This is a genomic window from Geminocystis herdmanii PCC 6308 (assembly GCF_000332235.1).
In the GTDB taxonomy this organism is placed as follows: Bacteria; Cyanobacteriota; Cyanobacteriia; order Cyanobacteriales; family Cyanobacteriaceae; genus Geminocystis; species Geminocystis herdmanii.
The window spans coordinates 2,447,238-2,468,038 of record NZ_CM001775.1 but is presented as its reverse complement, the minus strand read 5'-3'; the positions used below and the strand labels follow the sequence as shown (position 1 = coordinate 2,468,038).

Annotated in this window: 20 protein-coding genes and 1 tRNA gene; 11 read left to right on the top strand and 10 right to left on the bottom strand. The window is 32.1% G+C overall.

Features of this window, described 5'->3' with window-relative positions:
- Positions 1 to 24: 24 nt before the first annotated feature.
- The 3 genes from SYN6308_RS12275 to SYN6308_RS23415 all read right to left on the bottom strand — a co-directional run bounded on the left by SYN6308_RS12275 (position 25) and on the right by SYN6308_RS23415 (position 3,647).
- The gene (locus SYN6308_RS12275) at positions 25 to 1,398 is read right to left on the bottom strand and encodes an aromatic ring-hydroxylating dioxygenase subunit alpha (RefSeq protein WP_017294741.1); all 1,374 of its coding nucleotides are present in this window, start codon (positions 1,396 to 1,398) and stop codon (positions 25 to 27) included.
- Between the two features lie 62 nt (positions 1,399 to 1,460).
- Positions 1,461 to 1,982: an adenine phosphoribosyltransferase gene (locus SYN6308_RS12270; RefSeq protein WP_017294740.1), complete on the bottom strand. Its 522-nt coding sequence runs from the start codon at positions 1,980 to 1,982 to the stop codon at positions 1,461 to 1,463.
- Between the two features lie 90 nt (positions 1,983 to 2,072).
- Positions 2,073 to 3,647, bottom strand: coding sequence for a sensor histidine kinase (locus SYN6308_RS23415; protein WP_017294739.1), 1,575 nt, complete (start codon positions 3,645 to 3,647; stop codon positions 2,073 to 2,075).
- A 478-nt stretch (positions 3,648 to 4,125) separates the two neighbouring features.
- Here SYN6308_RS23415 and SYN6308_RS12260 point away from each other — a divergent pair, with 478 nt between their 5' ends.
- Entirely contained in the window at positions 4,126 to 4,815 is a 690-nt protein-coding gene (locus SYN6308_RS12260) for a DUF4230 domain-containing protein (RefSeq protein ID WP_017294738.1), read from the top strand.
- Positions 4,816 to 4,868: 53 nt separating this feature from the next.
- On the opposite strand, the gene pstB is transcribed toward SYN6308_RS12260, so the two are convergent.
- Positions 4,869 to 5,678 carry a phosphate ABC transporter ATP-binding protein PstB gene (gene pstB, locus SYN6308_RS12255; protein WP_017294737.1) on the bottom strand — a complete coding sequence of 270 codons (810 nt, stop codon included), beginning with the start codon at positions 5,676 to 5,678 and terminating at the stop codon, positions 4,869 to 4,871.
- A gap of 176 nt (positions 5,679 to 5,854) precedes the next feature.
- Here pstB and SYN6308_RS12250 point away from each other — a divergent pair, with 176 nt between their 5' ends.
- Positions 5,855 to 6,100: an HNH endonuclease gene (locus SYN6308_RS12250; protein ID WP_026102047.1), complete on the top strand. Its 246-nt coding sequence runs from the start codon at positions 5,855 to 5,857 to the stop codon at positions 6,098 to 6,100.
- 247 nt (positions 6,101 to 6,347) lie between these two features.
- Here SYN6308_RS12250 and SYN6308_RS12245 read toward each other — a convergent pair whose 3' ends face one another.
- Positions 6,348 to 7,181, bottom strand: coding sequence for an alpha/beta fold hydrolase (locus SYN6308_RS12245; RefSeq protein ID WP_017294735.1), 834 nt, complete (start codon positions 7,179 to 7,181; stop codon positions 6,348 to 6,350).
- Between the two features lie 203 nt (positions 7,182 to 7,384).
- On the opposite strand from SYN6308_RS12245, the gene SYN6308_RS12240 reads away from it, so the two are divergent.
- Positions 7,385 to 7,696 carry a DUF2499 domain-containing protein gene (locus SYN6308_RS12240; RefSeq protein ID WP_017294734.1) on the top strand — a complete coding sequence of 104 codons (312 nt, stop codon included), beginning with the start codon at positions 7,385 to 7,387 and terminating at the stop codon, positions 7,694 to 7,696.
- A gap of 32 nt (positions 7,697 to 7,728) precedes the next feature.
- On the opposite strand, the gene SYN6308_RS12235 is transcribed toward SYN6308_RS12240, so the two are convergent.
- Both SYN6308_RS12235 and SYN6308_RS12230 read right to left on the bottom strand, forming a co-directional pair.
- Positions 7,729 to 8,544 carry a DUF3598 family protein gene (locus SYN6308_RS12235; protein ID WP_017294733.1) on the bottom strand — a complete coding sequence of 272 codons (816 nt, stop codon included), beginning with the start codon at positions 8,542 to 8,544 and terminating at the stop codon, positions 7,729 to 7,731.
- 142 nt (positions 8,545 to 8,686) lie between these two features.
- Positions 8,687 to 9,517 carry a carbohydrate ABC transporter permease gene (locus tag SYN6308_RS12230; protein WP_017294732.1) on the bottom strand — a complete coding sequence of 277 codons (831 nt, stop codon included), beginning with the start codon at positions 9,515 to 9,517 and terminating at the stop codon, positions 8,687 to 8,689.
- 454 nt (positions 9,518 to 9,971) lie between these two features.
- On the opposite strand from SYN6308_RS12230, the gene speB reads away from it, so the two are divergent.
- From speB to SYN6308_RS12210, 3 genes are all read left to right on the top strand, one after another.
- The gene (speB, locus tag SYN6308_RS12225) at positions 9,972 to 10,853 is read left to right on the top strand and encodes an agmatinase (RefSeq protein WP_017294731.1); all 882 of its coding nucleotides are present in this window, start codon (positions 9,972 to 9,974) and stop codon (positions 10,851 to 10,853) included.
- Between the two features lie 335 nt (positions 10,854 to 11,188).
- On the top strand, positions 11,189 to 13,093 hold the full coding sequence (locus SYN6308_RS12220; RefSeq protein WP_017294730.1) for a hypothetical protein: 1,905 nt from the start codon (positions 11,189 to 11,191) through the stop codon (positions 13,091 to 13,093).
- 177 nt (positions 13,094 to 13,270) lie between these two features.
- Positions 13,271 to 14,122 (top strand): YaaW family protein, encoded by an 852-nt coding sequence (locus tag SYN6308_RS12210; RefSeq protein ID WP_017294728.1) that lies wholly within the window; start codon positions 13,271 to 13,273, stop codon positions 14,120 to 14,122.
- Between the two features lie 357 nt (positions 14,123 to 14,479).
- Here the strand turns inward: SYN6308_RS12210 and SYN6308_RS12205 are convergent, their stop codons facing one another.
- Entirely contained in the window at positions 14,480 to 15,046 is a 567-nt protein-coding gene (locus SYN6308_RS12205; RefSeq protein WP_017294727.1) for a metal-binding protein, read from the bottom strand.
- Positions 15,047 to 15,091: 45 nt separating this feature from the next.
- Between SYN6308_RS12205 and SYN6308_RS12200 the strand changes: the two genes are divergently transcribed.
- The 5 genes from SYN6308_RS12200 (at position 15,092) to SYN6308_RS12180 (ending at position 18,784) form a co-directional block, all read left to right on the top strand.
- Positions 15,092 to 15,163 (top strand) — tRNA-Val (locus tag SYN6308_RS12200).
- A gap of 211 nt (positions 15,164 to 15,374) precedes the next feature.
- Positions 15,375 to 16,454 (top strand): phospho-N-acetylmuramoyl-pentapeptide-transferase, encoded by a 1,080-nt coding sequence (mraY, locus tag SYN6308_RS12195; protein ID WP_040467237.1) that lies wholly within the window; start codon positions 15,375 to 15,377, stop codon positions 16,452 to 16,454.
- 67 nt (positions 16,455 to 16,521) lie between these two features.
- Positions 16,522 to 17,952, top strand: coding sequence for a Ni/Fe hydrogenase subunit alpha (locus SYN6308_RS12190; protein ID WP_017294725.1), 1,431 nt, complete (start codon positions 16,522 to 16,524; stop codon positions 17,950 to 17,952).
- A gap of 44 nt (positions 17,953 to 17,996) precedes the next feature.
- Complete coding sequence (locus SYN6308_RS12185; protein WP_026102045.1) at positions 17,997 to 18,251, top strand: (2Fe-2S) ferredoxin domain-containing protein; 255 nt, start codon at positions 17,997 to 17,999, stop codon at positions 18,249 to 18,251.
- Positions 18,252 to 18,283: 32 nt separating this feature from the next.
- Complete coding sequence (locus SYN6308_RS12180) at positions 18,284 to 18,784, top strand: PAS domain S-box protein (RefSeq protein ID WP_017294723.1); 501 nt, start codon at positions 18,284 to 18,286, stop codon at positions 18,782 to 18,784.
- A 28-nt stretch (positions 18,785 to 18,812) separates the two neighbouring features.
- Here SYN6308_RS12180 and SYN6308_RS12175 read toward each other — a convergent pair whose 3' ends face one another.
- On the bottom strand, positions 18,813 to 20,006 hold the full coding sequence (locus tag SYN6308_RS12175) for a DNA-methyltransferase (protein WP_017294722.1): 1,194 nt from the start codon (positions 20,004 to 20,006) through the stop codon (positions 18,813 to 18,815).
- 3 nt (positions 20,007 to 20,009) lie between these two features.
- A complete protein-coding gene (locus SYN6308_RS23410; RefSeq protein ID WP_017294721.1) occupies positions 20,010 to 20,798 on the bottom strand; it encodes an ApaLI family restriction endonuclease in 789 nt (262 codons plus the stop codon).
- Positions 20,799 to 20,801 lie beyond the last annotated feature (3 nt).

Genomic DNA, 20,801 nt, shown 5'->3' with positions numbered 1-20,801 from the left:
GTCATCACTACATTTTCCCTTATTTTATATATTTCTTGGTGCGATCGACTGTCCTTCATAAAATTTTTTCTCTAGTTTACCTAAGTATAAATAAAGCAATAAATTAAGGATACTTACGGAAGAAGATACGATCGAAACCAAAGAAGGTAAACTATTAATATAGAGAGAAATTAAAGGAGTTATTGACCATAAACTAGCAGTAAAAATCAACAAAGTCAAACGAATATTTTTGATAGTTTTTAAGGCTTGACGACAACTGCCACATTTTTCGGTATGGGAATAATATCTTTCTAATAAAATATCATGATTAGGAGTATCAGGAAAAGATTGATTAGGGAATAACTCATCAGTATATTTATTAACCCATTTTCTTAATTCACTAACAAATAAATCGGCTTTGGTGGGTAAATAATAGGCTTGGGCAAACTTTTTACTACCTCCTAATTCTGCTAAAAATCTCTCTTGATAATGTAAAAAAATTTGGTCATCTTCAAGGATAGCATTTTGATTAATATGGGAATACCAACGAGGAGTTATTTTAATAAAAAATTGCGGTATTTTAGAAGAAAATTGAAAAGGAAATAAGGCAAATAAGCGACATTTTCCCTTACTAATAGGCGTGGCATAAACTACCGTCATTGTCCTCCCAAATTGTTTTGATGTCAAGTCGTGCCACATTAAATTTGGAGCGACAAAAGTTGTGTATTGTGTACCTAATTTACCCTTTCTTGGTCCTTCTTGCCATACCCCTTTAAAACCCTGTTTATCGGCACTAATAACCTCTAATTCTACAGGTGAAACGTTCGATCGATTTCCCACTGAACCATGATGAGTGTAGGGAATATGGCTAGAGTCTAACACATTTTCTAACAAAGTTAAAGCATCATAGGGAATATCCCTAAAAGTATTTAATATCACCCAATTATCTTCATTTTCTGCTAAAGGTTCGATAACAGGTAAAGGAGTTAAAAAAGCATTATTAGGATTTCCTGCATAGGCAAATAATAACCCATGTTTTACCGTACAAGGATAGGATTTAACACAACTACGGGGAGATTTTTCGGCATTATTTCCTATTACTTGTTGAGGGATTAATTGACAGTTTCCATCATGAGAAAAAGTCCACCCATGATAAGGACATTCAAGTAAACCATCTTCATTAATTCTACCTTCGCTAAGGGGTGCTAATCTATGGGGACATTTATCTGCAAATACGCACCATTTTTCTTGACTTTTATCCCACCAAATAACTAATTTTTCTTCTAATAAAGTAAAAGAATTAGGTTTGTTTTTATCTAAATCTTCTATAAAAAAAAGAGGATACCAAACCTCTTGATAATCAAATTTATTGTCTTCAATTCCCCCAATGGGTAATGATTTTACGTTACTAATATTCATGATTAAAAATTAAGAATTAAAAAGTTTCCCCAATACCCCAACACCCCAATACCCTATAACTATTAACTATACTTAACTAAGCTAATCATCGGTATATCTGGTAATTTTTTTCTACCTTGTAAACCTTCTAATTCCACAATAAAACCACAGGCGACAATATTACAACCAATGCGAGTTAATAAGTCGGCGGTAGCTTTTGCCGTGCCTCCCGTAGCGATAACGTCATCAACTATCATGACTTTGGCATCAGGAGTTAAAGCGTCTTGATGAATTTCCAATATATCAGTACCATATTCTAAATCATACTCGATCGAGTGAACTTTGGCGGGTAATTTGCCTTTTTTGCGCACAGGCACAAAACCAGCATCAAGATGATAGGCTAAAGCGGGAGCAAAAATAAATCCTCTGGACTCAATGCCGATGATATAGTCTGGTAATATATCTAATTTTTCTGTTTGTACTGATAAACTATCGATGACATACTTTAAACCTTGAGGATTGCGCAGTAAAGTTGTTATGTCACGAAAAATGATACCGGGTTGCGGAAAATCGGGTATATCTCGAATAAGTGCTTTTAAATCCATAGTCATTAATTATAGGTGAAAGGAAGTTCGATCGAACCTTATAATTATAATGTCCCAATGGAGACAAGGAAGCAATCTTCTTCTCTCTAATTATTCTATACCAAGAATAAAATAAAAAGTTGCCCCTTGATTTAATTCTGATTCTGCCCAAATAACTCCATGATGAAGTTCAATTATTCTTTGTACAATAGATAAACCAATACCAGTTCCTTCATAGGAAGAACTTTTGTGTAACTTCTTGAAAGGAACGAATAATTGATCTATCAATTCCGGATTAAAACCGATACCATTATCTTTAATAAAATAGATGTTTTTATTTTTAAATTGAAAACTAGAAAAATCCCCCAATTTTATTTTTTCAGTCCATAATTTTTCTGTGAATTTAATTTCCCCAAATTCGATAATAGTTTGTTCATTTTCTTGAGTATATTTCCACGCATTTTTTATTAAATTTTCGATGGCAACATTGATTAATTTTCGATCGCCCATAACGGTAATATTATCTTGAATAGTAGTGATAAGATTAATTCTCGGCTGATTACTCTGAAGATAATTTAAAATTTCTGTGATTAATTTAGAAAGATTAAAAGGAATAGGTTGAATCGGCTCAGAGTTTAATTGTGACAACTGATTTATCCCTTGTAAAATAGCCATAGTTCGCTCACAAGAAACATTAACAATGTCAATTAATTCTTTTTCATTATCAGAGCCATTTAATTGAATTTCTTCGGCTAATAAAGTACCAGCAAAATTAATATTATTAATATAATTTCTTAAATCATGGACAACACTACGAGAAAAAGTTTCTAAATCTAAATTAATTTTTTTTAACTCTAATTCTGTTTCTTTTCGACTGGTAATATTTTTTACGGTAATAGCACAACCATCACCTAATTTTACCGCAATAAAGTGAAACCAATATTTCAAAGAATCATATTGATAAAATAAATCTGTGGCTAAAGGTTTTCCTGTTTCCACTACTTGAATAATAGAATCAAACAAATTTTGATCAATTTGATTAATAATTTTGCGGATGCCAGTTTTACCAACTAAATCAGCTTTATTTTTTCCAAAAACTTTAGCAATAACAGGATTAACAATCAAACAACGAAAATCTATTATCTCTCCTGTGGAGATATTTCTGATAGCTTGTATTGCTAAAATACCATCAAGAGAACTATTTAAAACACTAGATAAAACTGCCCTTGATTGATGTAAAATTTCCTCTGCATATTTTCTTTGTTTAATCTCTTGTTGTAATTGTTTTTTTTGTCTCTGAATAATTAATTGAGTTTCAATTCTTGCTACGACTTCTTCCACATGAAAAGGTTTTGTTATATAGTCAACTCCCCCTACTTCAAAGGCTTTTATTTTATCTAAAGTATCATCTAAAGCACTAATAAAAATGATCGGAATTTCTGCCGTTATTTTATTAGATTTTAAGATTTGACAAACCTCATAACCATTCATTTCAGGCATTTTTATATCTAAAAGAATCAAATCAGGAGGCGAGACTTGTGTCGCCCTAATAGCAGTTTTTCCGTTAATTGCTTTTCTTACTTGATAATTTTTTTCTACTAAAATTTGAGATAAGACTCTCAAATTATCTGCTAAATCATCAACGATTAAAATATCTCGTTTATTTTGGTTATTATTTTTGGTCATATTTAAAATTAAAATTATTAACTTAGGTTTATTTTTTATATCTGATAGTTATTTGTTCTAAAAAAATCTTTAAAAAATAATGATAAAATACTGGTCATTATATATGACTAATTTATCATAACTACTGTAGAAGAGCGACAATTTTATGTTGATTAAAATTAAGATTGATGAGAGTATTTTTTTCAGCTAAGTTTGTTACATTAAGGTCAATTTTTTGAATATATCAATAGTAAAATACTGATTAATTCTTATTCTATACTATTATTTTTTGAAAAAACTACCCCTGATTAATCTACATTAGAAATTTTCACGATTTAAATCCAAGATAGTTATACTGGTAAAGATGATAATTTAATGTTGCAAAAAAAACTATTGCCTATTGCCCATTCTCCATTCCCTACTTTCATTAATATCAAATTATTCCCATAGTTCGTATATAATTGATGCTTACATTATTATTTTAAACCTAAAATCATTGATGAATACTTTTAAAACTTTTATGATTAATCCTCGTCTATTTAAAACTACAATGTTTTTAAGTGGTAGTGGTTTTACTTTAGCTATTCTTCTGGGTTTATTTGGTATCTGGAAAACTACAGATAATTTTATTCAAGGAGTGAGTAATCTTTTTCGTCATGAAGTTACCTCTCCTAATGTCACCAATCCTCATGTTATTGTTAAACAAGTACAAATGGTGAGTGAATTAACTACTAGCGTATTTGTCATGGATTCGATCGTACCTACATCCTCAAGTCGTAAAATTGGTAATTGGGTAGTAGGAGAAACTAATTTACTCTATGTAGCCAGAGGAGAGGTTAAAGCAGGATTAGATTTAAGCGCCATAACCGTTGATGATGTTGTCATTGACAAAAATAAAATCACCATCACCTTACCCCCCGTCAAAATTTTAGATGAAAAAATAGACGTAAATCAATCTCAAGTCTATAATTACGATCGAGGTTTTCTGAATTTAGGTCCTGATGTTGCTCCAGAATTACAGATAAAAGCACAACAGGAAACCTTAATAAAGATAAGAGAGACTGCTTGTCAACAGAAAATATTAGATCAAGCTAATGAAAAAGCCGTTATACTCATCACGGAGTTAATGAAAAATAGTGGTTTTGCCACCGTAGAAGTGAAAACAAACCCCAGTGATGATTGTCAGTAAAAATTTATGGTTTTATCGATTTTCTCATAGTCAATTGTTAATTGTTAACTCTTTTAGCCAAAACGCCCACTAACGTATTCTTGGGTAGCTTGTTCGACAGGATTTTGAAATATATTCTCAGTTCGATCGTACTCTACCAGATAGCCTAGTTTTCCACTACCGCCATCGATACTTTTGGCATTGAAAAAAGCAGTATAATCTGATACCCTTGAGGCTTGTTGCATATTATGGGTAACAATAATAATGGTATAATTTCTTTTTAGTTCATGGATAGATTCTTCTACTTTAAGAGTGGAAATAGGGTCTAATGCAGAACAAGGTTCATCCATTAAGATAACATCAGGTTGAATAGCGATCGTTCTTGCAATACATAAGCGCTGTTGTTGTCCTCCAGACAAAGCTAAACCGCTTTGACGTAACTTGTCTTTAACTTCATCCCATAAAGCTGATTTCCGTAGAGATTGTTCTACTAAATCATCCATATTACCTTTATAACCGTTAATTCTCGCACCCCATGCAATATTTTCATAGATAGATTTAGGGAAAGGATTGGGTTTTTGAAATACCATGCCAATGCTACTTCTTAGTTTCACGGGATCAACATTAGCATTATAAATATTTTTACCTCTAAAAGTAATTCTACCTTGAATTTTGGCACTAGCAACTAAATCATTCATGCGATTAAAGCATCGTAAAATAGTACTTTTGCCACATCCCGAAGGACCTATAAATGCGATCGCCTTATTAGTAGGAATGTCTAAATTTACTCCAGCAACGGCTTTGTGAGAGCCATAATACACATCGACATTTTCTGTCCTTAAAACTGCCTCGTCTATCAAATCTGGGGAGGATAAATTACTCATAAATAATACTCTAAGCTAATATAAATTAAAAATTATTAATATACCAATACTGGATTAATTATAATTCTTATGGGAACAGTATTAAGTTAAGATAAGATTAACAATTTTTAAAAGAGTTCGATCGAGTAGCAACCTTTCACGATCGAGCAATAATCTAAGGGTGACTAATGGATAAAATGAAAAAAACTCCTCGTATTCCTATCCCGATCGAAGTGAGAAAATATGTATATAATAGGGACAAAAATCAGTGTCAAAGTTGCGGAAAAAAATTGACAGAAACGACTTTGAATATTGATCATATTATCCCTTTAGCTAAAGGAGGAAGTAATGATATAAGTAATTTACAAACCCTTTGTCAAGACTGTAATCAAGAGAAAAAAGCCAAGATTGATCATCGTTTTCGCCGTCATTTTACTAACTAAATTTACTGGAATAAACATCTCTAATAATCGAACAATAAAGGTTAAAACTCAATAAAGTTTGAATAATATTAAACCCTTACAGGGGAAGAATAAATAAGTTAATCAAAGTAAAATAGTCTTTTTTTAAGACAGTTTAAATTCCTTTTCCGTACCTTTAAATCAAGTTCAAAAAATTATGAATCATAAAACTTTGCGCCTTTGCGTGAAATTATACAAATTATTTAATTAAACCTGATTAACTTAATAGTTATAAAAAGTTAATTAATTTCGGTGCTATTTCCTTAGAAAAATGTTCTTGAGGATAGTGTTTTGCTTCTTCTAGGGTAATTAATTTAAGATTTTTATTACTTTTAACTAAGGTTTCTACAGGCTCAAAATCTAACCAAGGATCATCTTTTCCCCAGATAATTAAACAAGGTTTTTCCCATTGTTTTAAACCTAATTCAATGTCAGTAATTACTTGTTTTAAGTTTAATTTTTTTACCACTGTTACTAATGTTCTACCTGCTAAAGATGAGGTAACAATAGGTTTACGATAAAAGGCTAAATTATTGTCAGAAATCACAAAACCTGAGCCTTTTTCTAAAGTTCGATCGACAATTAACGGGTCTTGTGTTACCATATCACCTAATAGGGGAAAACCACATTGAGCAATTTGCCAAGGTAATTTTGCTGTAGAATAAATAGGAGTATTTAAGATAATTAATTTATCAATTTTATCGGGATATTGCAAAGCATATTGAATGCCAACAGTTGCTAAAAAACCTTGCACCACTAAAGATATTTTTTCTAAATTTAACTCCTCAATAAACTCTTTAAACGCCGTTACATAAGCGGAAGGAGTATAGGCAAAATCTCGTTTATCGGGTTTGTCTGATAACCCCCAACCTAACCAATCAGGAGCGATCGATCGATAACCATATTCTGCTAAAATAGGCATAATCTCAAGCCAACAAAAACTTTGAGACATCAAACCATGAAGTAAAACTACGGGAGTTTTATCACTATTTTCTGACGGTAAACCTTCCCGATAAAACCACTCTAAAGAGGAAACTTTGATCTTATTTTCTTGAATTTTCATTTTTAATAACTAAGATTTAAACAAATTATGAAATTTTTATCATAACCACTTTAGCAGATTTATGCCCAACCCTTTGAGATTGCTTTATCACTGTTCAAATAATGACATAAATTAAAGGTTTTTTGAAAAAAAATCCTCACTTTTTACATTATTGATTAAACTATAAATAAAATCAGCAAAATAAATTTTAAAAGTTAAATATTATGCACAGTTTATCAATTCCCACATGGATAGTTCATGTTTCTAGTGTTATCGAATGGATTGCAGCAATTTGGTTTGTATGGCGCTATGGAGAAGTTACCAAAGATAGTAGTTGGTATTGGTTAGCCTATGGAATGTTACCAGCTTTAATTAGTGCTATGTGCGCTTGTACATGGCATTTATTCGACAATGCAGAATCTTGGGAATGGTTAGTAACAATTCAAGCCTTAACTACTGTTATCGGCAATATTACTTTGTGTTTGGGGGCGTGGAAAATTTGGCAATCTTCCCTTAAAGTTATTGATAATGAGTAATAAATTTTAATTTTTTTTACCCATTAATATTATTAACATTTAGTTAACTTTTTTTCTTTAATTAAAGTGACGTTAACCCATGCCCCCGTATTGTCATATTGACGAATTAAACGGAGTCTTAAATTAGGTTCAACTAACCAAGCACATTCCACAAAAAATTGTTGACGATGACTTATTTTTAAGGGTGTTGTGGAAGACGCTCCATCGGGTAATAATATTACTCTAATATCTTGATTATTTTGGGAAAAAGTGATTTTATTTTCTTCAATTATTCCCTCATAATTTAAGTTTAACTCAGGAGTTTTTACCTGTTGAATTATTCTATTACCTTCTTTTTTTATGGTTAAATTAGTTGAATAAGGTTGAGTATTTCGCCAATCAGGATACAAGGTTAAAGCCTCTCCTTGCCATTCCCCCTCTAATTGTTCTATAGTAAGGTTCGATCGTTCTTTACCGTTACCATGCGATCGAAATTCTCTAATCAAGGTAACTTGTTCTAAATTACCCTCTTTATCGAATAATTGTACCATTCTTAAACGTCGATCGAGTTCTAAAAAGCCGTATTCTGCACCAAAAATGGCAAAAGGGCTAAGTTGTTGAGAACCTTTCGCAAAGTGACCTTCTTCAAAAAGAAAAATATTACGATTAAGGGCGGTAAATTCGTTAATATGAGGAGGCTCACCGCTATCGAGGCGATTAACGGTTAAACGTATGGTTTTATCGTTGTTTAAGCCTTCTAAAGTGAGTTCCGTTGGGGTGTTTTTAATCAGGATTCCATCAGGAGAAAACTGAGTAAATGATCCCTTCCAAATGCCAGAATTTTTTAATAAGTATGACCACTGAGACATAATTAAGTAATGGGTAATAGTTTTTAGGGTGTTAATCAATAACCCACCGTGTAATAAATTACACGGTTAATATTATATCGTTCAATAAATTGAACTTTTTTTATTCATTCTCCATTCTCCATTCTCCATTCTCCATTCTTTATTATCCCTTGACACCACTACTGGCAGCGCTGGGAATAATATATTTTTGCAGTAATAAAAATAATAGCAGAACGGGGACGATCGAGATAATCGAACCTGCGGCGATAAAGCGCCAATTCAAATCCAGAGAACTTGCTAATCCTGCTACCCCTAATGGTAGAGTATAATATTCAGGTCGATCGAGGATAATTAAAGGCCATAAAAAATCACTCCATGAACCGATAAACACGAAAATTGCTAAGGTAATAGTAGCAGGACGCACAGCAGGTAACATGATATGCCACCAAATGCCTAATTCACTGCAACCATCGATTCTTGAGGCTTCTTCTAATTCTTTGGGTACACCTTGAAAGGCTTGTCTTAATAAAAAGATACCAAAAGCAGAGGCAATTTGAGGTAAAATAATGCCTAAATAATTATTTCTTAAACCTACTTGAACAGCAAAAATATAGAGAGGAATCATTACTATTTGAAAAGGGATCATAATTGTGGCAATAACTAAGGCAAATATGAAATTTTTTCCCTTAAAATCTAATCTTGCTAAGGGATAAGCCGCTAAAGAACAAAATAGTAAATTTAAGACTACCGTTAAAACTGCAGTAATTGTGCTGTTTAATAAATAACGTCCAAAGGGATAATTTTGCCAAACTAAAGTAAAGTTTTCTAAGGTAAATTGTTTCGGAATAAATTGAGGAGGAAAAGAAAAAATATCTTCTCCCGCAGACTTAAAGGAAGTACTTAATAACCAGAGTAAAGGAAATAACATTAATAAGGCTATGAGGATTAATAAACCATAAATTAAAATATGTTCGATCGTCCTTTTATTAACCATAGAATAAAAAACTTGAGATAGTAATTATTGCTCATTTTATTATATTTTGTTTGATCGAAATAAACAATACTTTCTCCTATAGACTTCTTCAAGAAGTTTAGTAATGAGTAATAAGAAAAAAAATATGTTTTCTATCATACAATAGATTTTACTTGTTATTTTGCAAGAGGTCTAATTTAGATTATTTACTCTTTAGTAAAAATTAAGATTAAATATAATTCAACAGTTTAGTGTGAGAAATTGACTTAACTTCTGTTAATATAATTATCTTAGAGATGAAATTTATTTCATTGTAAGTTTTTTAAATTTTTCCTCATAAACTATGCTCAATATGGTATAATATAATCACAAAAATTAGTTATTATAAAGAGTAAATAATTATTAAATTATTCTTGATTAATAAGTTTTATTTGTTCTGAAAATTATTATAACAATTAGAAAATAAACATCAACTATGAAACAATTTTTAGAGTCAGAAATTCAGTCCACCTACGAAGAATCAAAAGTCGTTATTTTACCTATTCCTTATGAAGCTACTACCACCTATCGAAAAGGTTGTGAACATGGGCCAGATGCTATTTTAAGCGCTTCTGATCAACTAGAATGTTATGATGAAGAATTAGACATAGAAACTTGTTTTAAAACTGCCATTTTTACCTCTAATTATATTGCGGATACAAGGCTAAATAATTTGCTGACTGCTGATGAAATGTTGAAAGTTACTACCGATACGGTAAAACAATTTATTCAAGATGGAAAATTTGTCATTGCCTTAGGTGGTGAACACGCTATCACGACAGGAGTTGTTCAAGCCTATCAACAGAGTTTAGATGAACCTTTTACAGTGGTGCAAATTGATGCTCACGGTGATATGCGTCATGAGTTTGAAGGCTCAATTCATAATCATGCTTGTGTGATGCGTAGAGTTTTAGAGTTAGGATTACCGACTTTACCCGTAGGAATTCGTGCTATTTGTCAGGAAGAAGCTACTTTAATTCGAGAACAAAATATTCCCGTTATGTGGGCAAGGGATATATACTATAACTCGGATTGGATGGAAAGATCGATCGAAAATATTAAGACGAAAAAAGTATTTATTACCATTGATTTAGACGGAATTGATCCTAGTTTAATGCCGGGAGTTGGCACACCTGAACCGGGTGGTTTAGACTGGTATCAATTATTAGCATTTATGCGATTAATTTTCGCTAAATTTGAAGTTATTGGCTGTGATATTATGGAATTAGCGCCAACAAAAGACTCCGTTGTTTCTGAATTTACGGCGGCCAAATTAATCTATAAATTAATTGGTTATCAATTCTTAAATCAACATTAGATATCCACTATATTATCTTTACTTTTTCTTTTTCATGTTTTATTGTTAAACTAAAAATGGGAACAATAAAGGGGGAGTAGCTCAATGGTAGAGCAGCGTTTTACTTTCCGCATGATGCACAGAAAGTTCCTTAATTTTGGCTTTTTTCCAATCATTACTTTCCGCATCATGCAAAGCAAGTTCCTAAATTTGGCTCATAACCCGCTGGTTGCAGGTTCGATTCCTGCCTTCCCCAACAAAAGGGGGCAAAAGAGATTCCTTATAGTGGCGTAAGCCATTAGTATTAAGAACTAATTTTATCTCTCGCCCTCTTTATAATTCAAGGATATTGAAAGATGAATAAAGCAACGTTAAGATTATTTAATGCGATCGAGCTGCACCACTTCGTGATCGAAGTTAAGAATAAGGAAAAGAAAAACTTACCTGAGTCAGTATTGGTGAGAACAATTCAAAATGGTTATATTCTTGAAGATACGATCGAACCTAATAAAAACTTGTTTGAAATAATTGAAAGTGTTGTCGGTATTTCAGGAATTAAAGCCAATTCCGCCTTTCATAAATCTTGGCAAATAATTCAAGAATCGGATTTAGAATTACTGGTTACGCAACAAATCATTCATTACATTACCACCTATGGCTTTGAAAGACTAGGTATTTATCGAGAAGACGCAGTTTATATCCCCAAAGAAATATTAGAGTTACCTGCTATCACCGATGATATTCCGTTGGTGGTGATTAAAGCCATGACGGCAGATGAAATTCTTGAGCAGATTATTAATTTAGCCAATGGTATTGCCTTAGCACAAGAAACCCTCGATGATATAATGGACATCATCAAAAGTCATCAATATAATCCCTCCTTTGTGGAAAAAATTGGCAACCGAGAATTAAAAGCCTTACTCTATGACTTTTATGGCATTGTACCATCAGAACCCGTAGAATTTTTGCGTCATTTGATCAGTAAATTAACTGATGAATCTTTGCTAATAAAAAATAAATATCTCATCGATAAAATCAAACAATCTAACGGTAAATTTTTGGATACTTTGCTCAAAAACGCACCCGATGATTTAGCCTCAATTTTCTTTCGCTTCAAACCATTATTTTTAGCGATGAAATCCATTTCACAAAATAAAACATATTTTAATCAGTTAAGAAAAAAAGCGAAAAAATTACATAAACCCCTTCCTGTTGACTATCTAAATAATATCACCAGTCAAATAAAATATGAAAAATTAAACCTAGAAACTTTAGCCCAAAAAATCAAAAAAGCAACTATTTTTCGCAAAATTCGCCTCGCTTATGCCTTAAAATACCGCTTAGAGATTACAGATGCCATCGTTTATCGAGTGAGAAATGGTAAAGGTTGGGCAACAGAATTTGATTTTGAATGGTGGGATATGGTTAAAGATAAAACTCAACAAGCCTTAGATATTGTCGTCAATTCTATTGTGGAAGATGTGAAAAAAAATGTTGAGGGCAAAACTATTTATATTCCCCATAACGTTCATTATGCTTTACCCGCCACAGAAAAACAATTCACAGGATATTTTCCCACAGGTACTTATGTTACCACTACGGAAGATATGATTGTCGGGATTCATTGGACAAATACGAAGAAAAACAGAGTTGATTTAGACTTATCTGTAATCGGAGAATTAGGAAAAATTGGTTGGGATGCCAATTATTATGCAAAAGAAAAAGAGATTTTATTTTCAGGGGATGTTACGGATGCACCGCCTCCGAATGGTGCAGTTGAGCTTTTTTATTTTAAACAAGCTGATTACGAAGCGAGAATTTTAATGGCAAATTATTATAATTTCATAGAAGGAGAAAAAGTTGAAGCTAAATTTTTAGTAGCACAGGAAAAACCAGATGATTTTAACAGAAATTATATAGTAGATGTTAATAAAATTATTGCCTTTGCTAATGTAACTATTACTAAAAAGCAAAATATTTTAGGTTTAATTGTTAATATTAATGAAGAAAATAGAGTGTATTTTGCAAATATAAGTATCGGCAATTCTATTACTTCTAGTCAAAATAAACAGTCTCAAAAAACAAAGCAATATCTAGCCAGTAAATTGTTTAATTCTATTGATTTTCGTGAAATTTTAATTATGGCGGGAGCAAAAATTGTGGATAGAATACCATCTAATAAAGAAGAAGAATATATTAATCTTTCTCCGGAGACGTTAGATAAAACAACAATTATTAATTTAATGAGAGGTGCTGAATAACTCAGTCGGAAAAAAGAAAAAGGGAAAAGTGATAATTGAACTTCCCCCGTACATTTGTACAGATTATTCTGGTTCATCCTATCTAATATTTTATTTTGCAAGAGATCATTTTATCGTTACGGAATTTTCAAAAGTCTATATAATGAAAAAGTATGTTTTATGGTGTGAGATAGACAAATGGTAGATGAATTAAGAACCGTTTTAGAATTAGCAACCGAAGATGAATTGCAACAAGTCACCAATATTCTTTTTTCTCGTCGATTAAATCCGTTAGATTACTTACAAACTCCAGAACCTTTAGATGTGCAAAGCTACGATTGGCATACTTGGTTAGATACTTTAGAAAATCGTTTCCGTTTTTTAGCGGCTGATGGTATAACTGTATTGCGTGGACAAACTCAGAAGATTGGCTATCGAGATGTTTTGATTCAAGTATGTCGTTATCTCAAAATTTCTTATGCTCAACAAATGAGTACGATCGAAATTGAAAGTGAAATATTTTTAAATTTGCTCCAAAAAGCATGGCACAAATTACCGCCATCAGAGCAAAAATCCCTCAAAAATAAGGTAATTTCTTCTTTAGCAGACAGTACAAATCCCGAACCTTTACCGCTAAACTTACAACATGATCCTCTAAAAATTTTACTACAAGGGGGAAGTTTAGTCGCCGTGAGTTCTATCTTAAAACCTTGGCTACTACAAAAAATTGCCCAACAATTCGCCCTACATTTTGCAACCTATCAAGTAGCGAAAACAAGTCTTATTCAAGGAGGCATCGCTACGGCAACCCAATTACAACATCAAATTGCTTTACAAATGGCAAAGCGAGGTATGATAATTAGTACCGCTAGATATACCGCTGTTAAAGGTATTTTTGCCTTTTTAGGTCCTGTTTTGTGGGGTTGTTTCCTGGCTGATTTGGGGTGGAGGACGATCGCAGTCAACTATACAAGAATTATACCCGTCATCTTCACTTTAGCTCAAATTCGTCTAACCCGTGGCTACGACTGGGAAGAAATTCCTTGTTAATTAGATTCCAAAGACAGAAAACAGGAAGACAATAAATATTTAATCGATTTCTGTTATATAAAACTTACTCATAGTTACCTATGACGTTTACTTCTTGCTTCTACCAGTCAAGTCGGCTTGATACTGTCCACAAGCGTTGATTCGGGTGTAACCCACCCTACTTTTATTATTCTAATTAATTGATTAATCTTGAATAATAACTAATTTTTATTTAATTTAATCTTTAAATTAAATAGTTTTAACAGTCTTGGTTATCGACTTCATTAAAAGCTAACATATTTTAAAAAAAATGTCAACCTTTATCCCGTGAGTAGGTATAAACAACTATAATAAACTATTAGTTAACAGTTAAAAGCTCTATTTTTTTGTTTTAACCCTTCTGGGATTTTTTCTCACGGATTTTTGACGATTTTTGGTAGGTTTATTTTTCGACTTCCACCAACTACCAATATTATCCGCTAAATAATGGCTCATTGCCCCTAACTCTAAACCGATAAATAAAGATAACACTTCTTGCCAATATTGATTTTTAACGATAGTTATACCGTAAACTATAAATTTTTGCCAATGCCAAGAAAAACCTAAAATTAATTGAGCAATAGCCACAAAAAAAATAGCCAGAATAAACAGTATCAGACTTAGATATAAAATTCTGACGATCGTACCTATGATAAAACCATGAGAGATGATCGATCGATGTTTTAATTTTTTTTGATAGGGAAGCCAAATAAAGCGCAATACTCCCCAACGCTGAAATTGTACCGAATAAATATCTAAATCAGGTCCAAACATCAACCCACTAAAAATAAAACCGATACTAGCTAATAAGGTTAAATCTAGTTGTCGGGTAATGATGGCAAAAAGGATTATAACTAAGGGTAAACTGTACCATGTGATTCGATCGTGAGTTTTTCCCGAAGGCATATTGCATTTTTAAAAATTAGTTGCTATAATAGAAAACGTGATTAAGGGCGATTAGCTCAGTGGTAGAGCGCCTGCCTTACAAGCAGGACGTCACTGGTTCAAATCCAGTATCGCCCATATTATTATAAATGATGTTGATTGAAATTAGATTTTTTTCTGTAAACTAACAAGCTGTTTGTGATCAGAAATACCTATGGGATCATCTTTTCTATGTAGTTATCGAAGGAAAAAGGAAAATAACCTCCCAATGACAGAAGGAAAATATTTTTGTCAAGAAGAATCGGATCATTGATAATAATTAATGGTTTATTGTTTATTCTTTTTTGCTATGGAAACTAATACCTCCTCTGTTAAGCGCCTTTTTAATCCGTCGGGATGGTTTTTGCTGGGTTTTTTAGCCTTGATTTTAATTGTCGTTGCTTTCACTTTCCTTGATGCTGTAGCAATTTTACCTCTGTTTTTAAGCTCGATCGTCAGTGCGATATTAGGTTATATCGTTGTACCTGTTTTACAAAAAATTAAAGCATCTCAAATAATACAAGAAGATGGACCTCAAAGTCACCTCAAAAAAGCTGGTACACCTACTATGGGGGGAATTTTCTTCATTCCTACGGCGGTAATTATCGGCTTAATCATGGGAAGATTTACTCCAGAAGTTATAGCTGTGGCTTTAGTAACTCTTGCCTATGGATTTATCGGTTGGGTAGATGATTGGCAAATTTTGCGCAAAAAAACCAATATGGGATTAACTCCTAAGCAAAAATTAGTTTTACAAATCGCTTTTGCCGTGGTTTTCTGCTTTTGGATGTCTATAAGTCAACCTGATTCTATTACTAACGTTAGTTTACCCTTCAATATTATTTTACCCCTGAGTTTTCTTTTCTGGTTTGTAGCTATTTTTGTTATCGTAGCGGAAAGTAATGCCACTAACTTGACTGATGGTGTTGATGGTTTAGCAGGAGGTACAGGTGCGATCGCATTTTTAGGTTTAGGTATTTTAACAGGTGTAAATCACCCTGACTTACTCGCTTTTTGTTTGGCTATTAGCGGAGGATGTCTTGGTTTTATCGTTCATAATCGAAATAAAGCCTCGGTATTCATGGGAGATACTGGTTCATTAGCACTAGGGGCTGGATTAGCGGCAGTGGGTATTTTGAGTCAAAATTTATGGGCATTATTTATTATTAGTTTATTATTTTTTATTGAGTCTTTATCGGTAATTGCTCAAGTAAGTTATTATAAAGCGACAAAGGATCAACATGGAAAAGGAAAAAGACTATTTAAAATGGCGCCGATTCATCATCATTTAGAATTAAGTGGTTGGACAGAAACTCAAATTGTGGGGGCATTTTATGTTATTAACACGATCTTAATTTTATTGGTGTTGATGAAATTAAAAATATATTAAATACTATGTCTAAATGATTTAGGATTGAGGTATAACCACTTTTCTCTAACTAAAAGAGGTAACAATTATGTCAAAAACAGTTATTATTGATCCTGTTACTCGTATCGAAGGACACGCTAAAATTTCTATTTATTTAGACGATCGAGGAGAGGTAAATAATGCCCGTTTTCATGTAGTAGAATTTCGGGGTTTTGAGAAATTTTGCGAAGGTCGCCCCATGTTTGAAATGGCGGGAATTACTGCCCGTATTTGTGGTATTTGCCCTGTTAGTCACTTATTAGCATCTGCGAAAACTGGAGATAAAATTTTAGGAGTAAAAATCCCTCCAACAGGGGAAAAATTACGCCGTATGATGAATTTAGCGCAGATAACTCAATCCCATGCTCTTTCGTTTTTTCATCTCAGTAGCCCTGATTTTCTTTTAGGTTGGGACTCCAATCCCTCTACCCGTAATGTTTTTGGCTTGATGGCGACTGATCCAGATTTGGCTCGTGCCGGTATCCGTTTACGCGCTTTTGGTCAAAACATTATTGAAATACTCGGGGCAAGAAAAATTCATGCCGCTTGGGCTGTACCCGGAGGAGTGCGATCGCCCTTAACCGAACATAATCGCCAGTGGATTGAAGATAATTTGCCTGAAGCGAAGAAAACCACCGCTTTAGCTCTAAATCTGTTTAAAAAGCTCTTAGATAGCGAATTAAGCTCAGAAATCGATATATTTGGTAAATTTGACTCTTTATTTATGGGTTTAGTTGCCCCTGATGGCACTTGGGAACACTACGGCGGACATCTACGATTCATCGACAGTGAAGGCAATATCGTTGCCGATGGTTTGAGTGAGGATAACTATCAAGACTTTCTAGGGGAAGCGGTGGAAAATTGGTCTTATCTCAAATTCCCTTACTATAAACCTTTAGGCTATCCTAATGGTATCTATAGGGTAGGTCCTTTGGCAAGATTAAATGTGTGCGATCGTATTGGCACACTCCAAGCAGATCAGGAGCTACAAGAATTTCGTCATCGTGCTGGTAGTCGTGTCGCTACGTCTTCATTCTTTTATCATTATGCCCGTTTAATTGAGATTGTCGCCTGTTTAGAAGCCATTGAAAAGTTAATACACGATCCCGACATTTTGTCAACCAGAGTCAGGGCAGAGGCAGGAATTAACTACTTAAAAGGAATAGGAGTAAGTGAAGCGCCCAGAGGTACACTTTTTCACGATTACGAAGTTGATGATAATGGCTTAATCAAAAAAGTTAACTTGATTATTGCCACAGGGCAAAATAACCTTGCTATGAATCAAACCGTTACCCAGATTGCTAAACATTATATTCATGGAGAAGAAATACCCGAAGGAATGTTAAACCGTGTAGAAGCAGGTATTCGTTGTTTCGATCCTTGTTTAAGTTGCTCGACTCATGCCATCGGACAGATGCCACTACACATCGAATTATTAAATTATGAGGGGAAAATTATTAAGGAAAAATACAAAAATTAAAAGTAGGGCGATGCACCACCCTTCATCTTAAAGGAGTTCAAATTATGGTCAAAGAAAACTTATATTTGTGTATGGGTTCAGCTTGTCACCAATTAGGGGTTTATGAAGTTTTACCGCAAATACAATCATTAATAAACCAATACGATCTTAACGATAAAGTAGAACTAAAAGGCTCATTTTGTTTAGAAACTTGTAGCTCTGGAATTGTGATGAAATTTAGAGATAAACACTTTATTCATATTAGCCCTCAGAATTTAGAAGACAAATTTTTAAAAGAAATATTACCCATGATCAAATAATAAAAATACTCTAAAATTTATTACTAATAATTATGTTAGAAAGTAGTCAAACTAATCTTTATAAATTGTTGTGGGAATATGATCCTAATGCCTTAATTGCTATCGATCGTCACTTAGTAATAAGATTAGTAAATCCATCATTTTGTCAACTATTTAAAATAGAAAATGAGCAAATAATTGGTAAACCAGTAACAGAAATATTAGGAGATATTCGTCATATTAAAGAGGCATGGGATAAAAAACAGGTAATCAAAAATAGAGAAACAGAATATATCACCCATAATATTATTGTCAAAGAATTTATTTTTCCTATACCAGAAGAAAATTTTATTTTGTGCATTATGACAGATATAACATCAGAAATTTTGCAACAAAAAGAATTAAAAGAAATGCAGGAAGAAATGATTAGTAAAGTTAATAAAGTTGTTCATAATCAAATGAAAGTTGCCCAAGAAATAGCAGGTTTATTAGGAGAAACTACCGCAGAAACTAAAGTAACTTTATTTAAACTTTTAGCACTTTTTAATAAGTAGTCATTACTAAATTTCTTATCTTGTTTATTTAACTTGCCAGAATATTTATTTTACTTAATTCTTCATTAATCAATAATTCAGAAGATTTAATAATGATAATTTTATTATCTTCTAAAGAGAATAACTGATGATAATTGTTAGTTTGAATAACTATTTTAAAATCACTTTTTTTTGCTTGTTCTGAATTATTAATAGAGGCGATCGCATCTTCTAAAGTTTCATCTTTTTTCTGTATTCTAACGGGTATAGGTTTATCATTAAATTGTCTTTTCAAAAAACCATCAATGCCGTTATTTCTTTGTACAGGAATAGCATTAATACTTTTCAATAAAAATAGTTCTTCTTCTGATTTTTCCATATAACTTGTTTTTCCTTTTTCCAGAAGTTCAGACTTAGTTATAATCATCTCATTTAATCTTTTTTTAGTAAGTTCGATCGCATCCTCCGATATATCTATTCCAATAAATCTACGATTTAAAGACTTTGATGCGACGCAAGTTGTACCACTACCACAAAAAGCATCTAAAACTAAATCGTCTTCATCGGTAGAAATATTAATAATTTGTTGTAAAAGTAAAACAGGTTTTTGTGTAGGATAACCAACTCTTTCTTTTGCTTTTGGATTTAAAAAAGGTATTTCCCAAACATCCGATAAAGGAACACCTTTTTTCTCTTGAGCTAAAATTATATTACCATTTTTATCCTTTTTATAAACAGATTTACCATTACCATTTTTTTCTCTTAATTGCCATATTTGATCAACATTTGTTGTGGGAGAATAATCAGTATAAATAGTGTTAAATTTAAAATCATCTGTTTTGGAATAAAAATAAATAGTTTGATGAGAATTAAGTAAACCTTTTTTAGAATTTGACCATCTTTTATAAGACCAAATAATTTCACTTCTAAAATTATCAGAGCCAAATATTTTATCTAATAAAATTCTTAAATGATGAGAGGCTGATTTATCACAATGTAAAAAAATGTTTCCCGTTTTTTTTAACACCCTTTTACATTCAATCAAACATTTTTCCATCATTAATAAATAATCATTTAGACTATTCCAAACATCATTAAACTCATAATTAATGTTATTATCACGAGTTGTTAAAGAATGTTTTTTTTGAGTAAAGAATGGCGGATCTAAATAAATTAAATCAATTATTTCTGAGTCAATATTTTTCAATTCATTAATACAATTTCCCTTAATTATTTTGTCCATAATTTAACTTTTTTCTGGTGTTTTTTGATCCGCAATATTTATTAAAATCTGTTTTAAATCAAATCCTGTACGATTTTTGATAAAATTCCATGCTTCTTCTCCTGCATAATATTCCCCATTTACTCCCTTGTAAACCGTTTCTAAGGTTTGTTGAATATTGATAGCTTGTTCTCTTTGAGGATAATAAAACATTACTCTAATGGGTTTATATCCATGATTTTCGATCGCTTTTACCCTCGTATGCTCTTTGGTGATATGGTCTCCATCAGTAGTGGCATCTCTCCATTTAATTTCTATAGCGTCATTACCATCTAAAAAATCAATTTCAAAGGCTTTCGGTTTTGTACCAAAAGAATTTTTAACAGTAGTTTTTCTTCCTTGAGGATTATTAAATAATAAACATAAAGAGGCAACTTCTTCTAAAAAAGAACCAGCATAATTATATAAAAACCTGCCAATATTTTGATATTCGTCTATTTTTTGACCTTCTTGACTGGTTATTCCTAAAACTCTATAAATTAAATAATGGGAAGTATCATCATTCTTCATTTCTTTTTTTCTCAAATCAATTTGTATTTTTAATTGAGAAGCATATTCTTCAGAAAGTAAATGAATTTGCGATATTAACAATTCTAGTTGTTTTCCTTGTTTAATAGCATTATTAATTTTGTTAAATTTATCCTGATTAATTAATTCTAATAACTGTTGTTTTGTATTTTTACCTTGTATTTTAATACCATATTTTTGACAATAATTTTCAAGCTCTTTTTTCTTTAAAGATTCTATTTTCATTTA